Below are 14,171 nucleotides of genomic sequence, written 5' to 3'. Positions count from 1 at the left end.
AATACAATATGTAAAATATTGTTGAAATGTGGTAAGATAGAAATAAACTATGTTTTGATAAAGATTTATTCAATGGTTAGATTCTTATGGGGGGATATTAGTGGAGCTTAGTTTAACAGGAGTTGATTTTTTAGATTCTTTTGACGAAATATGGACAAAAGGTATTGATAATTATAACAGGAATAAAATTAGTTTATTTCTTCTTAAAATTAATGCTAATGAATTTGATTATGATTTACTTGTGAACAATTTATTAGAGCCAATAGCAGATTATTCTATTTCAAGAAAAGTAAAGGAAGAATATTGTGATAAACCTATGAAATTGTCAAAAAAAGCAAGGGAAAGGTTTGTAAATTATGCTAGAAATAATGGAGAGCTTGGAGAACTATTATTATATTGTTTTTTAGAAACACATTTGAAGGCACCTAAAATATTGACTAAATTGGAATTAAAAACTTCTACTAGCCATTATGTTAATGGTGCTGACGGGATACATTTTTTAAAACTACAAAATGGAAATTATCAGCTGATTTTTGGAGAGTCTAAAACTATAGAAGACCTTACAGCCGCAATTTCAGATGCATTTAAATCAATTTATGAATTTAAAAACGAGATTAATGAAAAAGGAAATAGCAAAAGTGGTATTAATTATGAAAAAGGACTGATTAGCGATAATTTAATTAAGGAAACTTTTTCAGATGATGAAAAGCAATTTTTGGAAAAGCTTATATATCCTAAAAAAGATAGTAATTTTGAAGTTGATGATGCATTTGGAATTTTTGTTGGATTTCAGATACAAGTAACAGATGAAGATAAAAAAATGCCTAATGATATGTTTAGGGATAAAATAAAAAAACAGATTGAATTTGAAGTGAATAAAAGATTAGAACACATAAATAAAAAAATTGATGAATATAAACTATATGGACATAATTTTTATATTTATGTTCTTCCATTTACAGAAATGAGTGAGAAAAGAAAAAAAGTAATGGAGGAATTAACAAAATGAAGTGGATAGAGTCATTAGCTCAAAAAGCAATACAAGATCCTTATTTTAAGGAACTATTAGAAAAAATTGAAACAAAATATGCATATAAATTTTTAAAAGTTTATTTTAATATTAATTTATCTGAAAAAGAGTATAATGATATTTTAAGATTTGCAGATATATTGTGTAGGTCAGAAAGTGCAGAAGCAAAAAATAAATCATATAAGATAGTAAGTTTGTTATATGAGTTTTATAAAGAAGATGTTCAGTATAAACTTTATGCAAGCAAAATATTAACCAAACTTGGCAATTTTCCATCATTGAAATTAGCAATTGGTGAAGAAAATGATTTAGGAACTACTGAAATTATTTTGGAGAAATACACTAAACAGGTATTTCAAGAATCACCTTTTGAAGGTGTAATTTTCACGGATCCACAGTATAGACTTTATGAAGAATTAAAAAAGAATAATCACTATAGTTTTTCTGGACCAACATCTTTTGGTAAATCTTTTATAATGGAGGCGTTCATAAATTATATTATAACTGAAAGGTGCGGAGTTGATAATGTTGTAATTTTGGTTCCAACTAGAGCTTTAATAAATCAAGTATCAAACAAATTAAAAGCACAAATAAAGAATGAAAGGTATAAAGTATTATCACATCCTATAGTGCCTATTATTTACAGAAAAAAAGAGTATAAGTATATATTTGTGTTTACACCAGAAAGATTAATTTCATACTTTGCCAACAGAGATAATCCAATAATAAACTATATGTTTGTTGATGAAGCTCAAAAGATTATTTCGAAAAAAGATTCTCGATCTCCGTTATACTATCATTCAGTATTGCTTGCTGAAAGAAAAAGCGTAAAGTTGTATTTTGCTTCTCCTAATATACCAAATGCAGAAGTTTTTTTACAATTATTTGAGAAAAGTTCAGAAGAAAAAATGGTTATAGAGGAGTCGCCTGTATCACAAAATAGATTTTTTATAGACCTGATAAGAGGAAATGTTTCATTTTTTTCAGAGTATGGAAAAGAGATTGATTTGATAACAGGAGATATTTATAATAGGGCAAGTTTAAATGATATTCTATCTTATTTAGGAAAAGGAAATCAAAATATAATTTATTGCAATACTGTTGAAGATACTATTGATTTTGCATTATCTTTTGCGGAAAGATTGCAGGAATCTAGAGATGAAAGATTGGATGAGATAATTGATCTAATAAAAAGATATGTACATAAGGATTATTATTTAATTGATTGTCTAAAAAAAGGAATCGCATTTCATTTCGGAAGATTGCCACAAAGAATAAGAGAAAGAATTGAAATTTTATTTAAAGATAAAGCAATTGAGTATATATTTTGTACATCAACTCTATTAGAGGGTGTTAATTTACCAGCTAAAAATATTTTTATTCTTAGTAATGCTATAGGACTTACTAAATTTACAGATATAGATTTTTGGAATTTGGCTGGACGAGCTGGTAGATTAAATCAAGAGCTTTGTGGTAATATTATTTGTTTAAGAGCTGTTGATAAATTAAACAGATGGGATAATTTGGATAAAGATTTGGAAGTTGTTAAAACTAAAAAAATACAAAAAGTTATTCCAAGCGTAATTTCAGGTGAAAAGAATTTTTATAAGAATATAGCATTATCTTTACAAAATAATGAGTTTACTAGAAAAAATGCATCACAAACAGAAAAAGATATATGGAATCATTATGCTAATATAACATTTATACATCAAGCTACAAGTAATGAGTCGTTATTAATAAATAAGTTTTTAAAGAAAAATAAAGAAGCAAAACAAATTCTAGAAAAAGTTGAAAAGCAAAACAAAATACCACAATATATTTTAGAGCAATGCTCTACAATAAAACCAATTTATCAAAATAGCATTTGGAATATGGATGACAAAGAAATATTATTTTTAGATGACAATTTGAGTGTTGACTCGTTAAAATTAGCATTAAATAAGTTGTATCAAGTATATAACTGGGGCAAAGAAGAGTCTGGAGGACGCAATCCTTTGGTGAAAGATATATCAAGATTAAATTACTTTGCAGTATTAATGCATAATTGGATGAAAGGTATTCCTTTAAATATGATGATTATAAATTTAATAAAATACTATTCAGAAAAAGGTGCTATTTGGGATCAAGATCAGTATGTTAATTTTAATAGAAATAGTCGTAGACATATAAATATTATAATAAATAACTTGATTTCTGATATTGATAATGTTCTTAGGTATAAACTAAAAAATTATTTTTTAAATTATTATCTTATTATTTCTGAAAAATATAAAGATAAGAAACATATTTCTAATTGGGCCGAATTTTTAGAATATGGTACAACAGACTTATCTATAATTGAATTGCAAAATATTGGACTACCAAGACATCTATCTTTATTTATTTTAGAAAACTATAGCCAATGTTTAACATTTGAAGATGGAAAATTAGTAGAGTTTGATGAGAATCTTTTAAAAACTTTAATTACAGAAGAACATAAGGAAGAATATATAGAATTAAAAGAATATTTAAACTGGTAATAAATATTGATGAAAAATAAGGTTTAGTATAATCTAAGCTTTATTTTTTTATTAATAAGGGAGTGATTTTTTGAAATCCAAAAAGAAAAAACTTATTATAAGCCTGCTCATCTTACTGATTGGGCTTTTTCTAAACATTTATTTTTCAACAATAGTTCATCAGCTGCTTTCAAAGCAAATGACAATACTAAAAATTCCAAACTTAATAACTTGTATCCAGAGTATAGCGTCAAGTAAACAGCACTTGATGCTTTTTTTATGCCTTAATGGATTTAATATTCTATTTTCAATGTTTTATTATTTTGCCAATGATAAGCCGTATCAGAGTGAGTTAAGGGAGATAACTTCTAAAATTTCAACACCAGTGCCAGCAGGTCAAAAGCAATTTGGTTCTGCTGAGTGGCTTACAGAAAAAGAGAAGGATTCAGCTTTTGATAGCTTTATTCTAAATACAAATGACAGCAGGGTAAAGGCATTAATAGAACAAGGATATGATGATTTAAAAGAAATTAATGAAAGGTGTGAAGTAAACAATGAAAATCAAAAAGAACAAGAAAAAGATAAAGAAGCACAAGAAGAACTTGCAGTGGAAGAACAGAAAGGAGATATTAAAAGTAAAGATAAAACCGCAGCAGGTTCAGTACAATCAGACAAAATTCTTTTACCGCAGGGTGGGGTAGTCTTAGGCTATAAAAAGCAGAAAGGAAGTGAAAAAATATATTATATAGGAGATGATGTCCATACATTATGCATTGGAGCTACACGTTCAGGAAAAACAAGAACTATTGTACTACAAAGTATAGGTATTCTTGCACTATCAGGGGAAAGCATGGTTTTAAGTGATCCTAAGGGCGAGCTTTACGAATACACTTATCCTTATTTAGAAAGATTAGGCTATGAGATTATAGCTATTGATTTTAAAAATCCACAGAAAAGTAGCAGATATAATTTTCTTCAACCTGTAATTGATGCTGTAGATAATAATGATATCGCAAGAGCTATTGATGCAACCTGGGACTTAACATCGCAGCTTGTAGGTGAGGCTAAAGGTGAGAGAATATGGACTGATGGAGAAGCTTCAATTATTGCAAGCAGCATAATGAGCGTAGTTTATGACAACAAGGAAGGCAACAACAGAAAATATCAAAATATGACTAATGTTTATTATTTTATAAGTGAGATGTGTAAAATGGTTGGTACAACTATGCCAATTATAGAATATGTTAAAAAGCTAAATGCATCTCATCCTGCAAAAGCACTCCTTGCCATATCTGAGGTAGCTCCAAGTAAAACAAGAGGAAGCTTTTACACAGCAGCGCTTACAACTCTAAGACTTTTTACAAATCCATTAATTAATTCAATGACAAATCTAAGTGAATATAATCCAAAAGAAACTGGAAGTAAAAAAAGAGCTATATTCATAATACTTCCAGATGAGAAAACTACTTATTACTCTTTAGCAAGCCTTTTTGTTTCACAACACTATGCAGAGCTAGTTAAAAGAGCAGATGAAAGAGGTGGTAGATTAAAAAATAGAGTTAACTTCTTACTTGATGAATTTGGAAACTTTGCTAAAATACCTGATTTCTCTAATAAGCTTACCGTTGGTGGTGGAAGAGGGATCAGGTTTAATTTATTTCTACAGAGTTTTGCTCAGCTTGATGAAAAGTATGGAAAGGAGGTGGCTAAAACCATTAAAGGAAACTGTGAAAATTGGATTTACCTACAGGCAGATGATATTGAAACTCTTGAGGAAATATCAAAAAAACTTGGGAATTATACAGTGTCTACTTATTCTTTAAGTTCATCTCATGCAAAATTTTCTACTCCATCTAGTTCACAAAGTATTAATTTAACTCATAGGGCCTTACTTGCAGCAGATGAAATAAGAAAAATTTCAAGACCTTACAGTTTAATTACTTCAAGAAATAATCCTTCAATTATGTATTCACCAGATTTAGCAGCTTGGAATTTCAATAAAATGTTTGGACTTGGAGATAAGGAACATAACAGAAAGGTTAGAGAATTAAGACAGGGTAGAAGAATAGCGAGAAACATCACTATGCTTGATATGGACTTATGGGGTATATGGCTTTATTATGCAGCAAATGAAGAACTGAATTTAATAAAGAATACCCAAAGAGAAATGAAATCACAATTTTCAAAGGTTCAATCAGGATATTTCTATGAGGAAAGTAAGAATTCAGGAGGACTTTATAATGAGGAAAATTAAAAGTAAGATCAAAAATCTTAAAGAAAAGATTTGCTTAATTGCTACATCTATGTATTTTCTGTTTATGAATAGTACAACAGCTTATGCAGAAGGTATAGGAGATAGTAATCTAGCAAAAGGTACAGAAAAACTTATTAATGACGCAACTACTTGGCTGATGATTCTTTCACCAGTTGCGGCAGGAGTTCTAATTATATATTTTTTTATAAGAAGAAGTGCTGCTGATGAAATGGATCAAAAGAAATGGAACAACAGAATTGTTGTTGCTATAGTTTCATGTATTGGAGCGGTTATAGCTTCAGCTACTTTAAATTTGATAATTGGATATTATAAATAAATTAACGGAGGTATCAGGAATGAGAAAATTAGTATTAAGCACACAAATGAATATGGTAAATAAGGTGAATTCAGTAAAGGGAGCTTTAAAAAGTAAAAGTGGAGAAGGTTTTGTTGACACAGCAGTAAAAATACTTATGTCAGTAGTAATAGGAGCATTAGTACTTTCGGGGTTATACCTTTTATTCAAAGATACTGTATTACCAACTTTAGTACAAAGAATAACTGAAATGTTTAATTTTAAAGGCTAATTGTAAAATATAATTTTGGAGGAATGTTCAATGAGAAATTTAATGTTAATATTGCAAATAAGATCAATAAATAAGGTTAATTCATTAAAGGAAGTTTTAAAAAGCAAGAGTGGAGAAGGTTTTGTTGACACAGCAGTAAAGATACTTATGGCGGTAGTAATAGGTGCATTAATTCTTAGTGGATTATATCTACTATTTAAAGATACAGTCTTACCTACTTTAACACAAAGGATAACTGATATGTTTAACTTTGGTGGTGGAAACAATTTACCACAATAATATGAAGATTTTTATTAAGGCTTGCGGTATTTTAATCGCAAGCCTTAAAAATGGAGGTGAGTATTTTTGGAAGCCTTGTTTGTAATGCTTATAGCGGCAATTCTTAGCGGTTGCTTGGTATATGTAAACTCACTTTTAAATGATCTTGTACCAATAGCTCTTCATGCAGAAAGATATATGGATACTTTAATAGGAACTAATGGATTTACAGAGGTATTTAACATTTTCTTAGGATTTGGAATCTCACTTATAGTTCTAAAGTTCTTAAAGAAAGGCTTTGAACAGTATATATTATGGACAGAAGGGGATGCAGATGCTGACCCTTTAGTTTTTCTTACAGGATTTTTTAAAGCTCTTGCAATAGCAGTAAGTTTCCCAACATTATATCTGTGGTTAACTACTGTAGTTGAGGATTTAACCAATAAAGTCATTAATTTGATAAGCAAAGGAATGAAAACAGATTTTTCAGCAGTAATCACAGGTATATCAAGTGCCGGTCTATTTACTGCTATCGTATCTTTGATATTTTTCATATGCTTTTTCTTACTATATCTTCAATTTTTAATGAGAGGTATGGAAATATTAATATTACGTATAGGACTTCCATTAGCTTGTGTTGGAATGTTAGATGCAGATAGAGGTGTTTTTAGAACTTATATACAGAAGTTTTTTCAATCAACCATTGCAGTTATGGTTCAAATAGTACTAGCAAAAGCAGGAGTTGCATTAATGCTAAATACACATGTGTTTTGGGGAATAGCAGCTTTGATACTTGCAATTAAAACACCTAGGTTCCTTCAAGAATTTATTATTATATCTGGTGGTCAAGGTTCAGGAGTTATGGGAACCATATATCAATCCGTAAGATTGGTACAGATAGCGAAAGGAGCTTTTAAATAGTGGATTTAATTAAAGAAATGGCAGATGCTTTCATTATGCTAATAAGAGCTGGTGCGGTACTAAGGATTATTTATTGTTTTATAAAAATGGGAACTTCTGAGGAAGAGTTTTCTATGTATAAGAGAAGAGCTAAGAATACAGTGCTTTTCTACATTCTAGCTGAAAGCATATGGCAGATTAAAGAATTAATATTAGGATATTATTCTTGAATAGAAAGAAGTGAGTTTAATGGAACTAGAAGAAAAAGAAACTTTATATATTCCACTTGGATTAAAAACTAGAACAGAGATTTTTGATGGCTTTGGGAAGGAGGAACTTTTAAAAGCCATAATTGCGTCTTTAGTTTCAGCAATTATAGATGCAGTAATATATTTTATTTCAAAGAGTACAGCATTTTGTGTAGTATTTATTTTATCTTCAATAGCAGGTTCAGTGATGATGCTAACAAAAGATCAAACAAATATTTCAGTTGTAGATCAGATGAAATTTATGGTTAAGTTCTATAAATCTCAGAAGATTTATAGGTACAAATATTTAGATGAATGGGGGATAGGTAAAAGATGAAGGATGCATTTAAAATAGCCTTTTGGAATTTGATTGTTCTGAGAGGCTTTTTTTATGCCTTAATTTTAACTTATGCAAGTATTGTAGATATTAGAAATAAGATAATTCCAGATAAGGTTCATGTACTTATAATACTTCTGAGTTTATGCAGTTTAAATTCTTTTAACTCTATTTTAGGATTTTTAATTGTTCCAATACCATTTTTAATAACTGCATTTATAAAAGGTGATGGAATAGGAGGCGGTGATATTAAATTTATGGCTGCTAATGGACTTTTTTTGGGACTGAAAGGAGGCTTTATCGGAAGTTTTATTGGACTTACACTTGCTGTATTAATTAACATAGCTTATTACAAAATTAAAAATAAGGATAAAGAAATATCATTCCCACTTGCACCGTATCTTTCAATAGGGTGCTTTTTAACTTATTTATTATTTTAAGGAGGCATTTCAAAATGAAAAATTTATTAAAAAATAGAACTATTGTAGGACTTTCATCAATTATACTATCACTTATCATATGCTTTGCTGTTACTCCATTATATAACAACGCCTTACAATCAAAGGTTAAGATTATAAGAATAGCAAAAGATGTTTCAAAGGGAGATATCATAAGTTCAGATAAGCTTGAAACTGTTGAAATAGGTGGATATAATCTGCCGAAGGATGTATTAAGAGATAAAGAAAGTGTTGTAGGAAAATATGCGACAGCAGATTTAAGTAAAGGTGACTATATTTTAAACAGTAAAGTTTCCAGTAGTCCATTAGCAGAAAATAAATATCTTTATAGTCTTGATGGTAATAGCGAAGCTATTTCTATAACAATAAAGAGTTTTGCAGCTGGACTTTCAGGTAAGCTTCAGGCAGGAGATATTATTTCTATAATTGCTTCTGATTATGGTGATTTAAGAGAAACTATAGTACCAAATGAGCTTCAATATGTTAAGGTATTGGCAGTAACTACAAGCAAAGGTTCAGATAATGTTTACTCACAAAATAACAAGAATAACAAGGATAACAGTAATGATACAGAAAATCAACTGCCATCAACAGTTACACTTTTAGTAAATAAAGTTCAAGCTAAACTCCTTGCTAAATTAGAAAATCAAAGTAAAATTCATGTATCCTTAGTCTATAGAGGAACAGAAGAAAATGCCCAAAAGTTTTTAGATGCACAGAATAATATTTTTAATGAAAAAACAGACAATAAGACAAGTGGTAATACTTTAGATAAATCCTTAGGTCAGGGGGCAAATGTGAATGAAAAATAATCAAATTATTGCAGTATGGGGGAATCCATCCAGTGGTAAAACCACTGGAGCTATAAGAATAGCGAAAGAAATATCTTTAAAGAAGAAAAATGTAATAGTGGTATTTTGCGATATATTTTCTCCTATGATTATGACATTGCTGCCAAGTGTAAAAGGTGAAGAAAAATCCCTTGGAAGTATTCTTTCAGCACCAGAGATTAACCAAGAAACCATACTTTCAAAATGCATTACCTTAGATAAAAACAAGTATATAAGCTTATTAGGATATACACAAGGAGAAAACATATTTACTTATGCTGAATACTCAAAGGAAAGAGCAGTAGATTTTTTAATACTTTTAAGGCATTTAGCAGATTATGTTGTTATAGATTGTTCAAGTGTTTTTGCTTACGACATATTATCGGCAGTATCTCTTGAAATGGCAGATAGTGTAGTAAGATTTTGTAGCAGTAATTTAAAAGCAGTTTCTTATTTCAATTCCTATTTGCCACTTCTTGCAGACAGAAAATTTAACTTAGATAAGCATATAAAGGTTTTATCAAATATGAAAGTAAATGAGCCTGTAGAGCAGATAAAAGAGTTATATAAAGGTATAAGCTATGAACTTCCTTTTGTAGAAGAACTAGAAAATAAATTTTTAAGCAGAGAACTATTTAATGATTTGAATTCTAAGGATAGCCAAGAATATAAAGAAGCTATAAGAAGGTTAGCTTCATTTCTTATGGGAGAAACATCTGAAAAAATCAGTAGAGAAAAAGCACCAATAGTTAGAAAAGCAAAAATGAATGAAGAGAAAATCTCATTATTTAAAAAAGTAATTGCGTATGGGAAAGGAGGAGCTAAGTAGTGAACAATGCAGCATTATTTTTTAATACAGGAAAAAATAAAAAAGAGTTTCAAACAATATTACAAGAAGCTCAAGAATATATTTCTAGCAAATATTCTATGCTCATCTCAGATAATCCAGAAGAGCAAAAAGAACAGATAAATTCTTATATATCAAAATACATTTTAGATAATTCTTTAGGAGTTGAAGGATTATCCTTTGATGAATTAATAGAAAAGCTATATTCTGAAATGGTTGAGTTCTCATTCCTTACAAAATATTTATTTAGAAAAGATGTAGAAGAAATAAATATAAACCAATGGCAGGACATAAAAATAACCTATACTAATGGAGATATACTGCCAACAGAAGATAAATTTAATTCTCCTGAACATGCTATAGACGTATTAAGGAGATTGCTTCATAAGTCAGGAATGATTTTAGATAATTCACAACCAATAGTAAGAGGTCATTTATCAAATAAAATAAGAATAACTGTATTTGGAACTGGAGTAATAGATGATGATAAAGGAGTTTCTGCATCTATTCGTATAGTAAATCCACAGAAATTATCAAAAGAGGATTTTGTTAATAATGGCACAGCCACAGGAGAAATGCTTGATTTTTTAAGCATATGTTTAAGATATGGCATAAGTATGTGTGCTACAGGTGCTACATCTTCAGGAAAAACAACTTTAATGAGCTGGTTATTATCAACTATTCCAGATGATAAAAGAATATTTACTATAGAAAATGGCACAAGAGAATTTGATCTTGTAAAGACTGATGAAAGTGGAAATGTTATAAATAATGTTGTTCATACAGTAACAAGATATAGTGAAGATAAAAGTCAAAATATAGATCAGGAAAAACTTTTAGAAAGTGCTTTGACCTTTAACCCTGACTATATATGTGTAGCAGAAATGAAGGGTGAAGAATCTTTTTCAGCTCAGGAAGCAGCAAGAACTGGACATGCTGTAATAACTACTACTCATGCAAATTCCTGTGAAGCTACTTATTTTCGTATGATGACCTTATGTAAAATGAAATATGATATAAATGACGATACATTATATTCTTTGGTTACAGAAGCTTTTCCAATTGTTCTATTTACAAAAAAGCTCGAAGATAATTCAAGAAAAATAATGGAAATAACAGAGTGTGAAATAATGCCTAATGGTAAAAGACAAATTCATACTCTTTTTCGTTATAACATTAAAGAAAATAAAGTGGTAAGTGGAAAGCTAAAAATAATAGGAGATTACGAAAAAGTAGGTAACATATCAAGCAGTTTACAAAAAAGACTTCTTGAAAATGGTATGCCATTAAATGTGCTTGAAAGTATTATTACTAAAACAAAAGTAGAAGAAGGTGAATCAAAATGACATTGCTAAAGATTATAGCTTTTTTAGGAATTATTGCAGGAAGTTTTGTATTATTAGAACTATCGCCATTTGAATTTCTAGAAACAATTGCAGGTAAGTTTAAGGGAAAGAAAAAATCAATGAAGGCAATGATTACGGAAGCAAATAATAAGAAAAAGCCTAAGGGAATAAAACTTCTCATAATGGAAACAAAAGAAATACTAAAGATTACAGGGAAAACAGAAAAGTTTTCAAGTCTTTGTGTTATTTCTTTTTTCTTATTTGTAATGGGAATAATTATAGCAGTTTCTATGAATAACTTTTTCTTAGTTCCAGTACTTGGTATAGGATTCGCATTAATACCTTTCTGGTATATAAAGTTCACAGCAAACTTTTTTAAAAAGCAGCTTAATGCAGAACTTGAAACAGCTCTCTCAGTAATAACTACATCCTATATGCGAAGTGAAAGTATATTAACCGCAGTAGATGAAAATATAACTTATATAAATCCACCAGTTTCAGATGTTTTTAAAAGCTTTTTGACACAAACAAAGCTTATAAACTCAAACATTAAATTGGCACTGGAAAGTTTGAAAGTAAAAATAGATAATGATGTATTTAGAGAATGGATAGATGCAGTAATTGCCTGTCAGGAAGATAAAAATTTGAAAAATACTTTAACACCTATTGTATCTAAGCTTTCAGATATGAGAATAGTAGGAGCAGAGCTAGATTATCTTCTTTATGAGCCAATGAAAGAATTTATAACTATGACTATTCTTTTGATAGGAAATATACCATTAATGTATTTTCTAAATAAAGAATGGTACCAGACTTTGATGTTTACAAGTTTTGGTAAAGCAATACTTGCTATTTGTACTACTGTAATATTTGTATCATTAGCAGCTGTAATAAAGTTGACCAAGCCTGTAGAGTACAGGAGATAAAACATTGACTGATGTTATCATATATGATAACATATAATTAATAAATGCATATATTAAATAAGAGGGAGATATAAATGTGGATTGGAAGGTTGAATTCTACCAAAGAGAAAATGGTAACATCCCTGTAATGGAGTTTTTATCGTCACTCTCACCTAAAATGAGAGCAAAAGCATATAGTGAAATAGAACTTTTACAAGAGCATGGCATTTATTTAAAAGAACCTTATGTAAAACCGATTAAAGGGGAACAATACAAGGGAATATATGAATTAAGAATAAAATTGGGATCAGATGCATCAAGAATATTTTACTTCACTTATCATAGAGATACTTTTGTATTGCTGAATGGATTTCTTAAAAAGACAGATAAAACGCCAAAGCTAGAACTTGAAAAAGCAAAAAGATATAAAGAAGATTTTGAAAAGAGGTGTGAAGATGAGTAAAGCAAGTGTTGATTTCTCTATTATTAAAGAAGAGCTTATGGAGGATAGCGAATTCAAAGAAGAATATAATAAGCTAAAGCCACGATATGAGTTGATTTCTGAAGTAATAAGAGCAAGAAGAGAATTAAATTTAACACAAGAAGAATTAGCTTCCAGAATGGGAACTCAAAAATCAAATATTAGCAGGCTTGAAAGTGGAAATTACAATCCTTCTTTAGATTTTTTAAGTAAGCTTGCAAAAGGGCTAGGAAAAGAAATTCATATAGAACTAAGATAATATTTAATAATTTTACACGCAGAGCAAAAGCACTGCGTGTTTTTGCGAGGTGAAAAAATGTTAACTATATTTTTTATATTCTCCTGTCTATTTTCTTTTGGAATTTACATGATAATTGCAGATATATTAAAGTTTCCAGAGATTAAAGCTTCAAGGGCAATATTAAGTATTAGCAGGAGAGAAAAGAAAAAAACTCATAATTTTGAAGTATACATTCTCAGGATGTCAGTAAAGCTTTCAAAAATGATAAAGCTTAATGATTACAAAAGAAGAAAGATTATAGCAACACTAAAGTCAGCAGAAATAAATCTTACACCAGAAACATATATAGCAAAAGCTTATGTTAAAGCAGGTTTAGTACTTTTGAGTATTATTCCTGCTTTATTTATTTTTCCAATAATAGCACCAGTAACAGTGTTTCTATCAGTTGCGGTATATTTTAAAGAAATAAAAACCGCTGAGGATAAGGTTAAAAATAAAAGAGAAGAAATAGAATACGAACTTCCAAGGTTTGCAGCTACTCTTACTCAAGAATTGAAGGCAAGTAGAGATATACTATCGATTCTTGAATCCTACAAACAAAATGCAGGAGCTTCAATGAAAAGAGAACTTGAGATAACTGTAGCAGATATGAAATCAGGAAGTTTTGAGGGAGCTTTGACAAGATTTGAAACAAGATTAGGAAGTTCGGCATTGTCTGAAGTTGTAAGAGGTCTTATAAGTGTGCTTCGTGGTGATGATGGGGTTGTATATTTTCAAATGCTAGCTCATGATTTAAAGCAATTAGAACTTCAAAGACTTAAAACCATAGCAGCAAAACAGCCAGCTAAAATAAGAAAATATTCATTTGCAATGCTTATGTGTTTTGTTTTTATGTATTTAGCAGTAATGGGAATTCAGATAATGAATACAATGGGAAAATTGTTCTAG

General features: G+C 29.4%; 17 protein-coding genes. All 17 read left to right on the top strand.

What is annotated here, in order from left to right; translation table 11 throughout:
* Positions 1-100 precede the first annotated feature (100 nt).
* Complete coding sequence (locus AAT22_RS16760) at positions 101-1,009, top strand: DUF1837 domain-containing protein (RefSeq protein ID WP_052954002.1); 909 nt, start codon at positions 101-103, stop codon at positions 1,007-1,009.
* Positions 1,006-3,552, top strand: a complete 2,547-nt coding sequence (locus AAT22_RS16755) for a DEAD/DEAH box helicase (protein ID WP_047002087.1) — start codon at positions 1,006-1,008, stop codon at positions 3,550-3,552. Before AAT22_RS16760 ends, AAT22_RS16755 begins: the two co-directional genes overlap by 4 nt.
* A 247-nt stretch (positions 3,553-3,799) precedes the next feature.
* Complete coding sequence (locus tag AAT22_RS16750; RefSeq protein ID WP_347457211.1) at positions 3,800-5,785, top strand: type IV secretory system conjugative DNA transfer family protein; 1,986 nt, start codon at positions 3,800-3,802, stop codon at positions 5,783-5,785.
* Positions 5,772-6,122 (top strand): Mbov_0395 family pilin-like conjugal transfer protein, encoded by a 351-nt coding sequence (locus AAT22_RS16745; RefSeq protein WP_047002085.1) that lies wholly within the window; start codon positions 5,772-5,774, stop codon positions 6,120-6,122. Before AAT22_RS16750 ends, AAT22_RS16745 begins: the two co-directional genes overlap by 14 nt.
* A 19-nt stretch (positions 6,123-6,141) precedes the next feature.
* Positions 6,142-6,372 carry a DUF6133 family protein gene (locus tag AAT22_RS16740; RefSeq protein WP_047002084.1) on the top strand — a complete coding sequence of 77 codons (231 nt, stop codon included), beginning with the start codon at positions 6,142-6,144 and terminating at the stop codon, positions 6,370-6,372.
* Between the two features lie 30 nt (positions 6,373-6,402).
* Positions 6,403-6,651 carry a DUF6133 family protein gene (locus AAT22_RS16735; protein ID WP_047002083.1) on the top strand — a complete coding sequence of 83 codons (249 nt, stop codon included), beginning with the start codon at positions 6,403-6,405 and terminating at the stop codon, positions 6,649-6,651.
* Positions 6,652-6,717: 66 nt separating this feature from the next.
* Entirely contained in the window at positions 6,718-7,551 is an 834-nt protein-coding gene (locus tag AAT22_RS16730; protein ID WP_016207429.1) for a conjugal transfer protein TrbL family protein, read from the top strand.
* Positions 7,551-7,760: a hypothetical protein gene (locus tag AAT22_RS16725; RefSeq protein WP_016207428.1), complete on the top strand. Its 210-nt coding sequence runs from the start codon at positions 7,551-7,553 to the stop codon at positions 7,758-7,760. The genes AAT22_RS16730 and AAT22_RS16725 overlap by 1 nt, the downstream gene beginning before the upstream one ends.
* 19 nt (positions 7,761-7,779) lie before the next feature.
* Complete coding sequence (locus AAT22_RS16720; protein WP_047002082.1) at positions 7,780-8,115, top strand: hypothetical protein; 336 nt, start codon at positions 7,780-7,782, stop codon at positions 8,113-8,115.
* On the top strand, positions 8,112-8,555 hold the full coding sequence (locus tag AAT22_RS16715) for a prepilin peptidase (protein ID WP_016207426.1): 444 nt from the start codon (positions 8,112-8,114) through the stop codon (positions 8,553-8,555). The genes AAT22_RS16720 and AAT22_RS16715 overlap by 4 nt, the downstream gene beginning before the upstream one ends.
* A 14-nt stretch (positions 8,556-8,569) precedes the next feature.
* Complete coding sequence (locus tag AAT22_RS16710) at positions 8,570-9,385, top strand: RcpC/CpaB family pilus assembly protein (protein ID WP_047002081.1); 816 nt, start codon at positions 8,570-8,572, stop codon at positions 9,383-9,385.
* On the top strand, positions 9,375-10,232 hold the full coding sequence (locus AAT22_RS16705; RefSeq protein ID WP_047002080.1) for an ATPase involved in chromosome partitioning: 858 nt from the start codon (positions 9,375-9,377) through the stop codon (positions 10,230-10,232). The genes AAT22_RS16710 and AAT22_RS16705 overlap by 11 nt, the downstream gene beginning before the upstream one ends.
* Positions 10,232-11,596, top strand: coding sequence for a CpaF/VirB11 family protein (locus tag AAT22_RS16700; protein WP_016207423.1), 1,365 nt, complete (start codon positions 10,232-10,234; stop codon positions 11,594-11,596). The genes AAT22_RS16705 and AAT22_RS16700 overlap by 1 nt, the downstream gene beginning before the upstream one ends.
* A complete protein-coding gene (locus tag AAT22_RS16695; protein WP_016207422.1) occupies positions 11,593-12,522 on the top strand; it encodes a hypothetical protein in 930 nt (309 codons plus the stop codon). Before AAT22_RS16700 ends, AAT22_RS16695 begins: the two co-directional genes overlap by 4 nt.
* A gap of 76 nt (positions 12,523-12,598) precedes the next feature.
* Entirely contained in the window at positions 12,599-12,964 is a 366-nt protein-coding gene (locus AAT22_RS16690) for a type II toxin-antitoxin system RelE/ParE family toxin (protein WP_016207421.1), read from the top strand.
* Positions 12,957-13,241 carry a helix-turn-helix transcriptional regulator gene (locus AAT22_RS16685; protein WP_016207420.1) on the top strand — a complete coding sequence of 95 codons (285 nt, stop codon included), beginning with the start codon at positions 12,957-12,959 and terminating at the stop codon, positions 13,239-13,241. The genes AAT22_RS16690 and AAT22_RS16685 overlap by 8 nt, the downstream gene beginning before the upstream one ends.
* 57 nt (positions 13,242-13,298) lie before the next feature.
* Positions 13,299-14,171, top strand: coding sequence for a hypothetical protein (locus tag AAT22_RS16680; protein ID WP_016207419.1), 873 nt, complete (start codon positions 13,299-13,301; stop codon positions 14,169-14,171).

Origin of the sequence: Clostridium sp. C8, assembly GCF_001010885.1 — a bacterium.
Taxonomy (GTDB): domain Bacteria; phylum Bacillota; class Clostridia; order Clostridiales; family Clostridiaceae; genus Clostridium; species Clostridium sartagoforme.
Note: the sequence above shows the minus strand (reverse complement) of the source record. Positions and strands in the feature narration are given on the sequence as shown.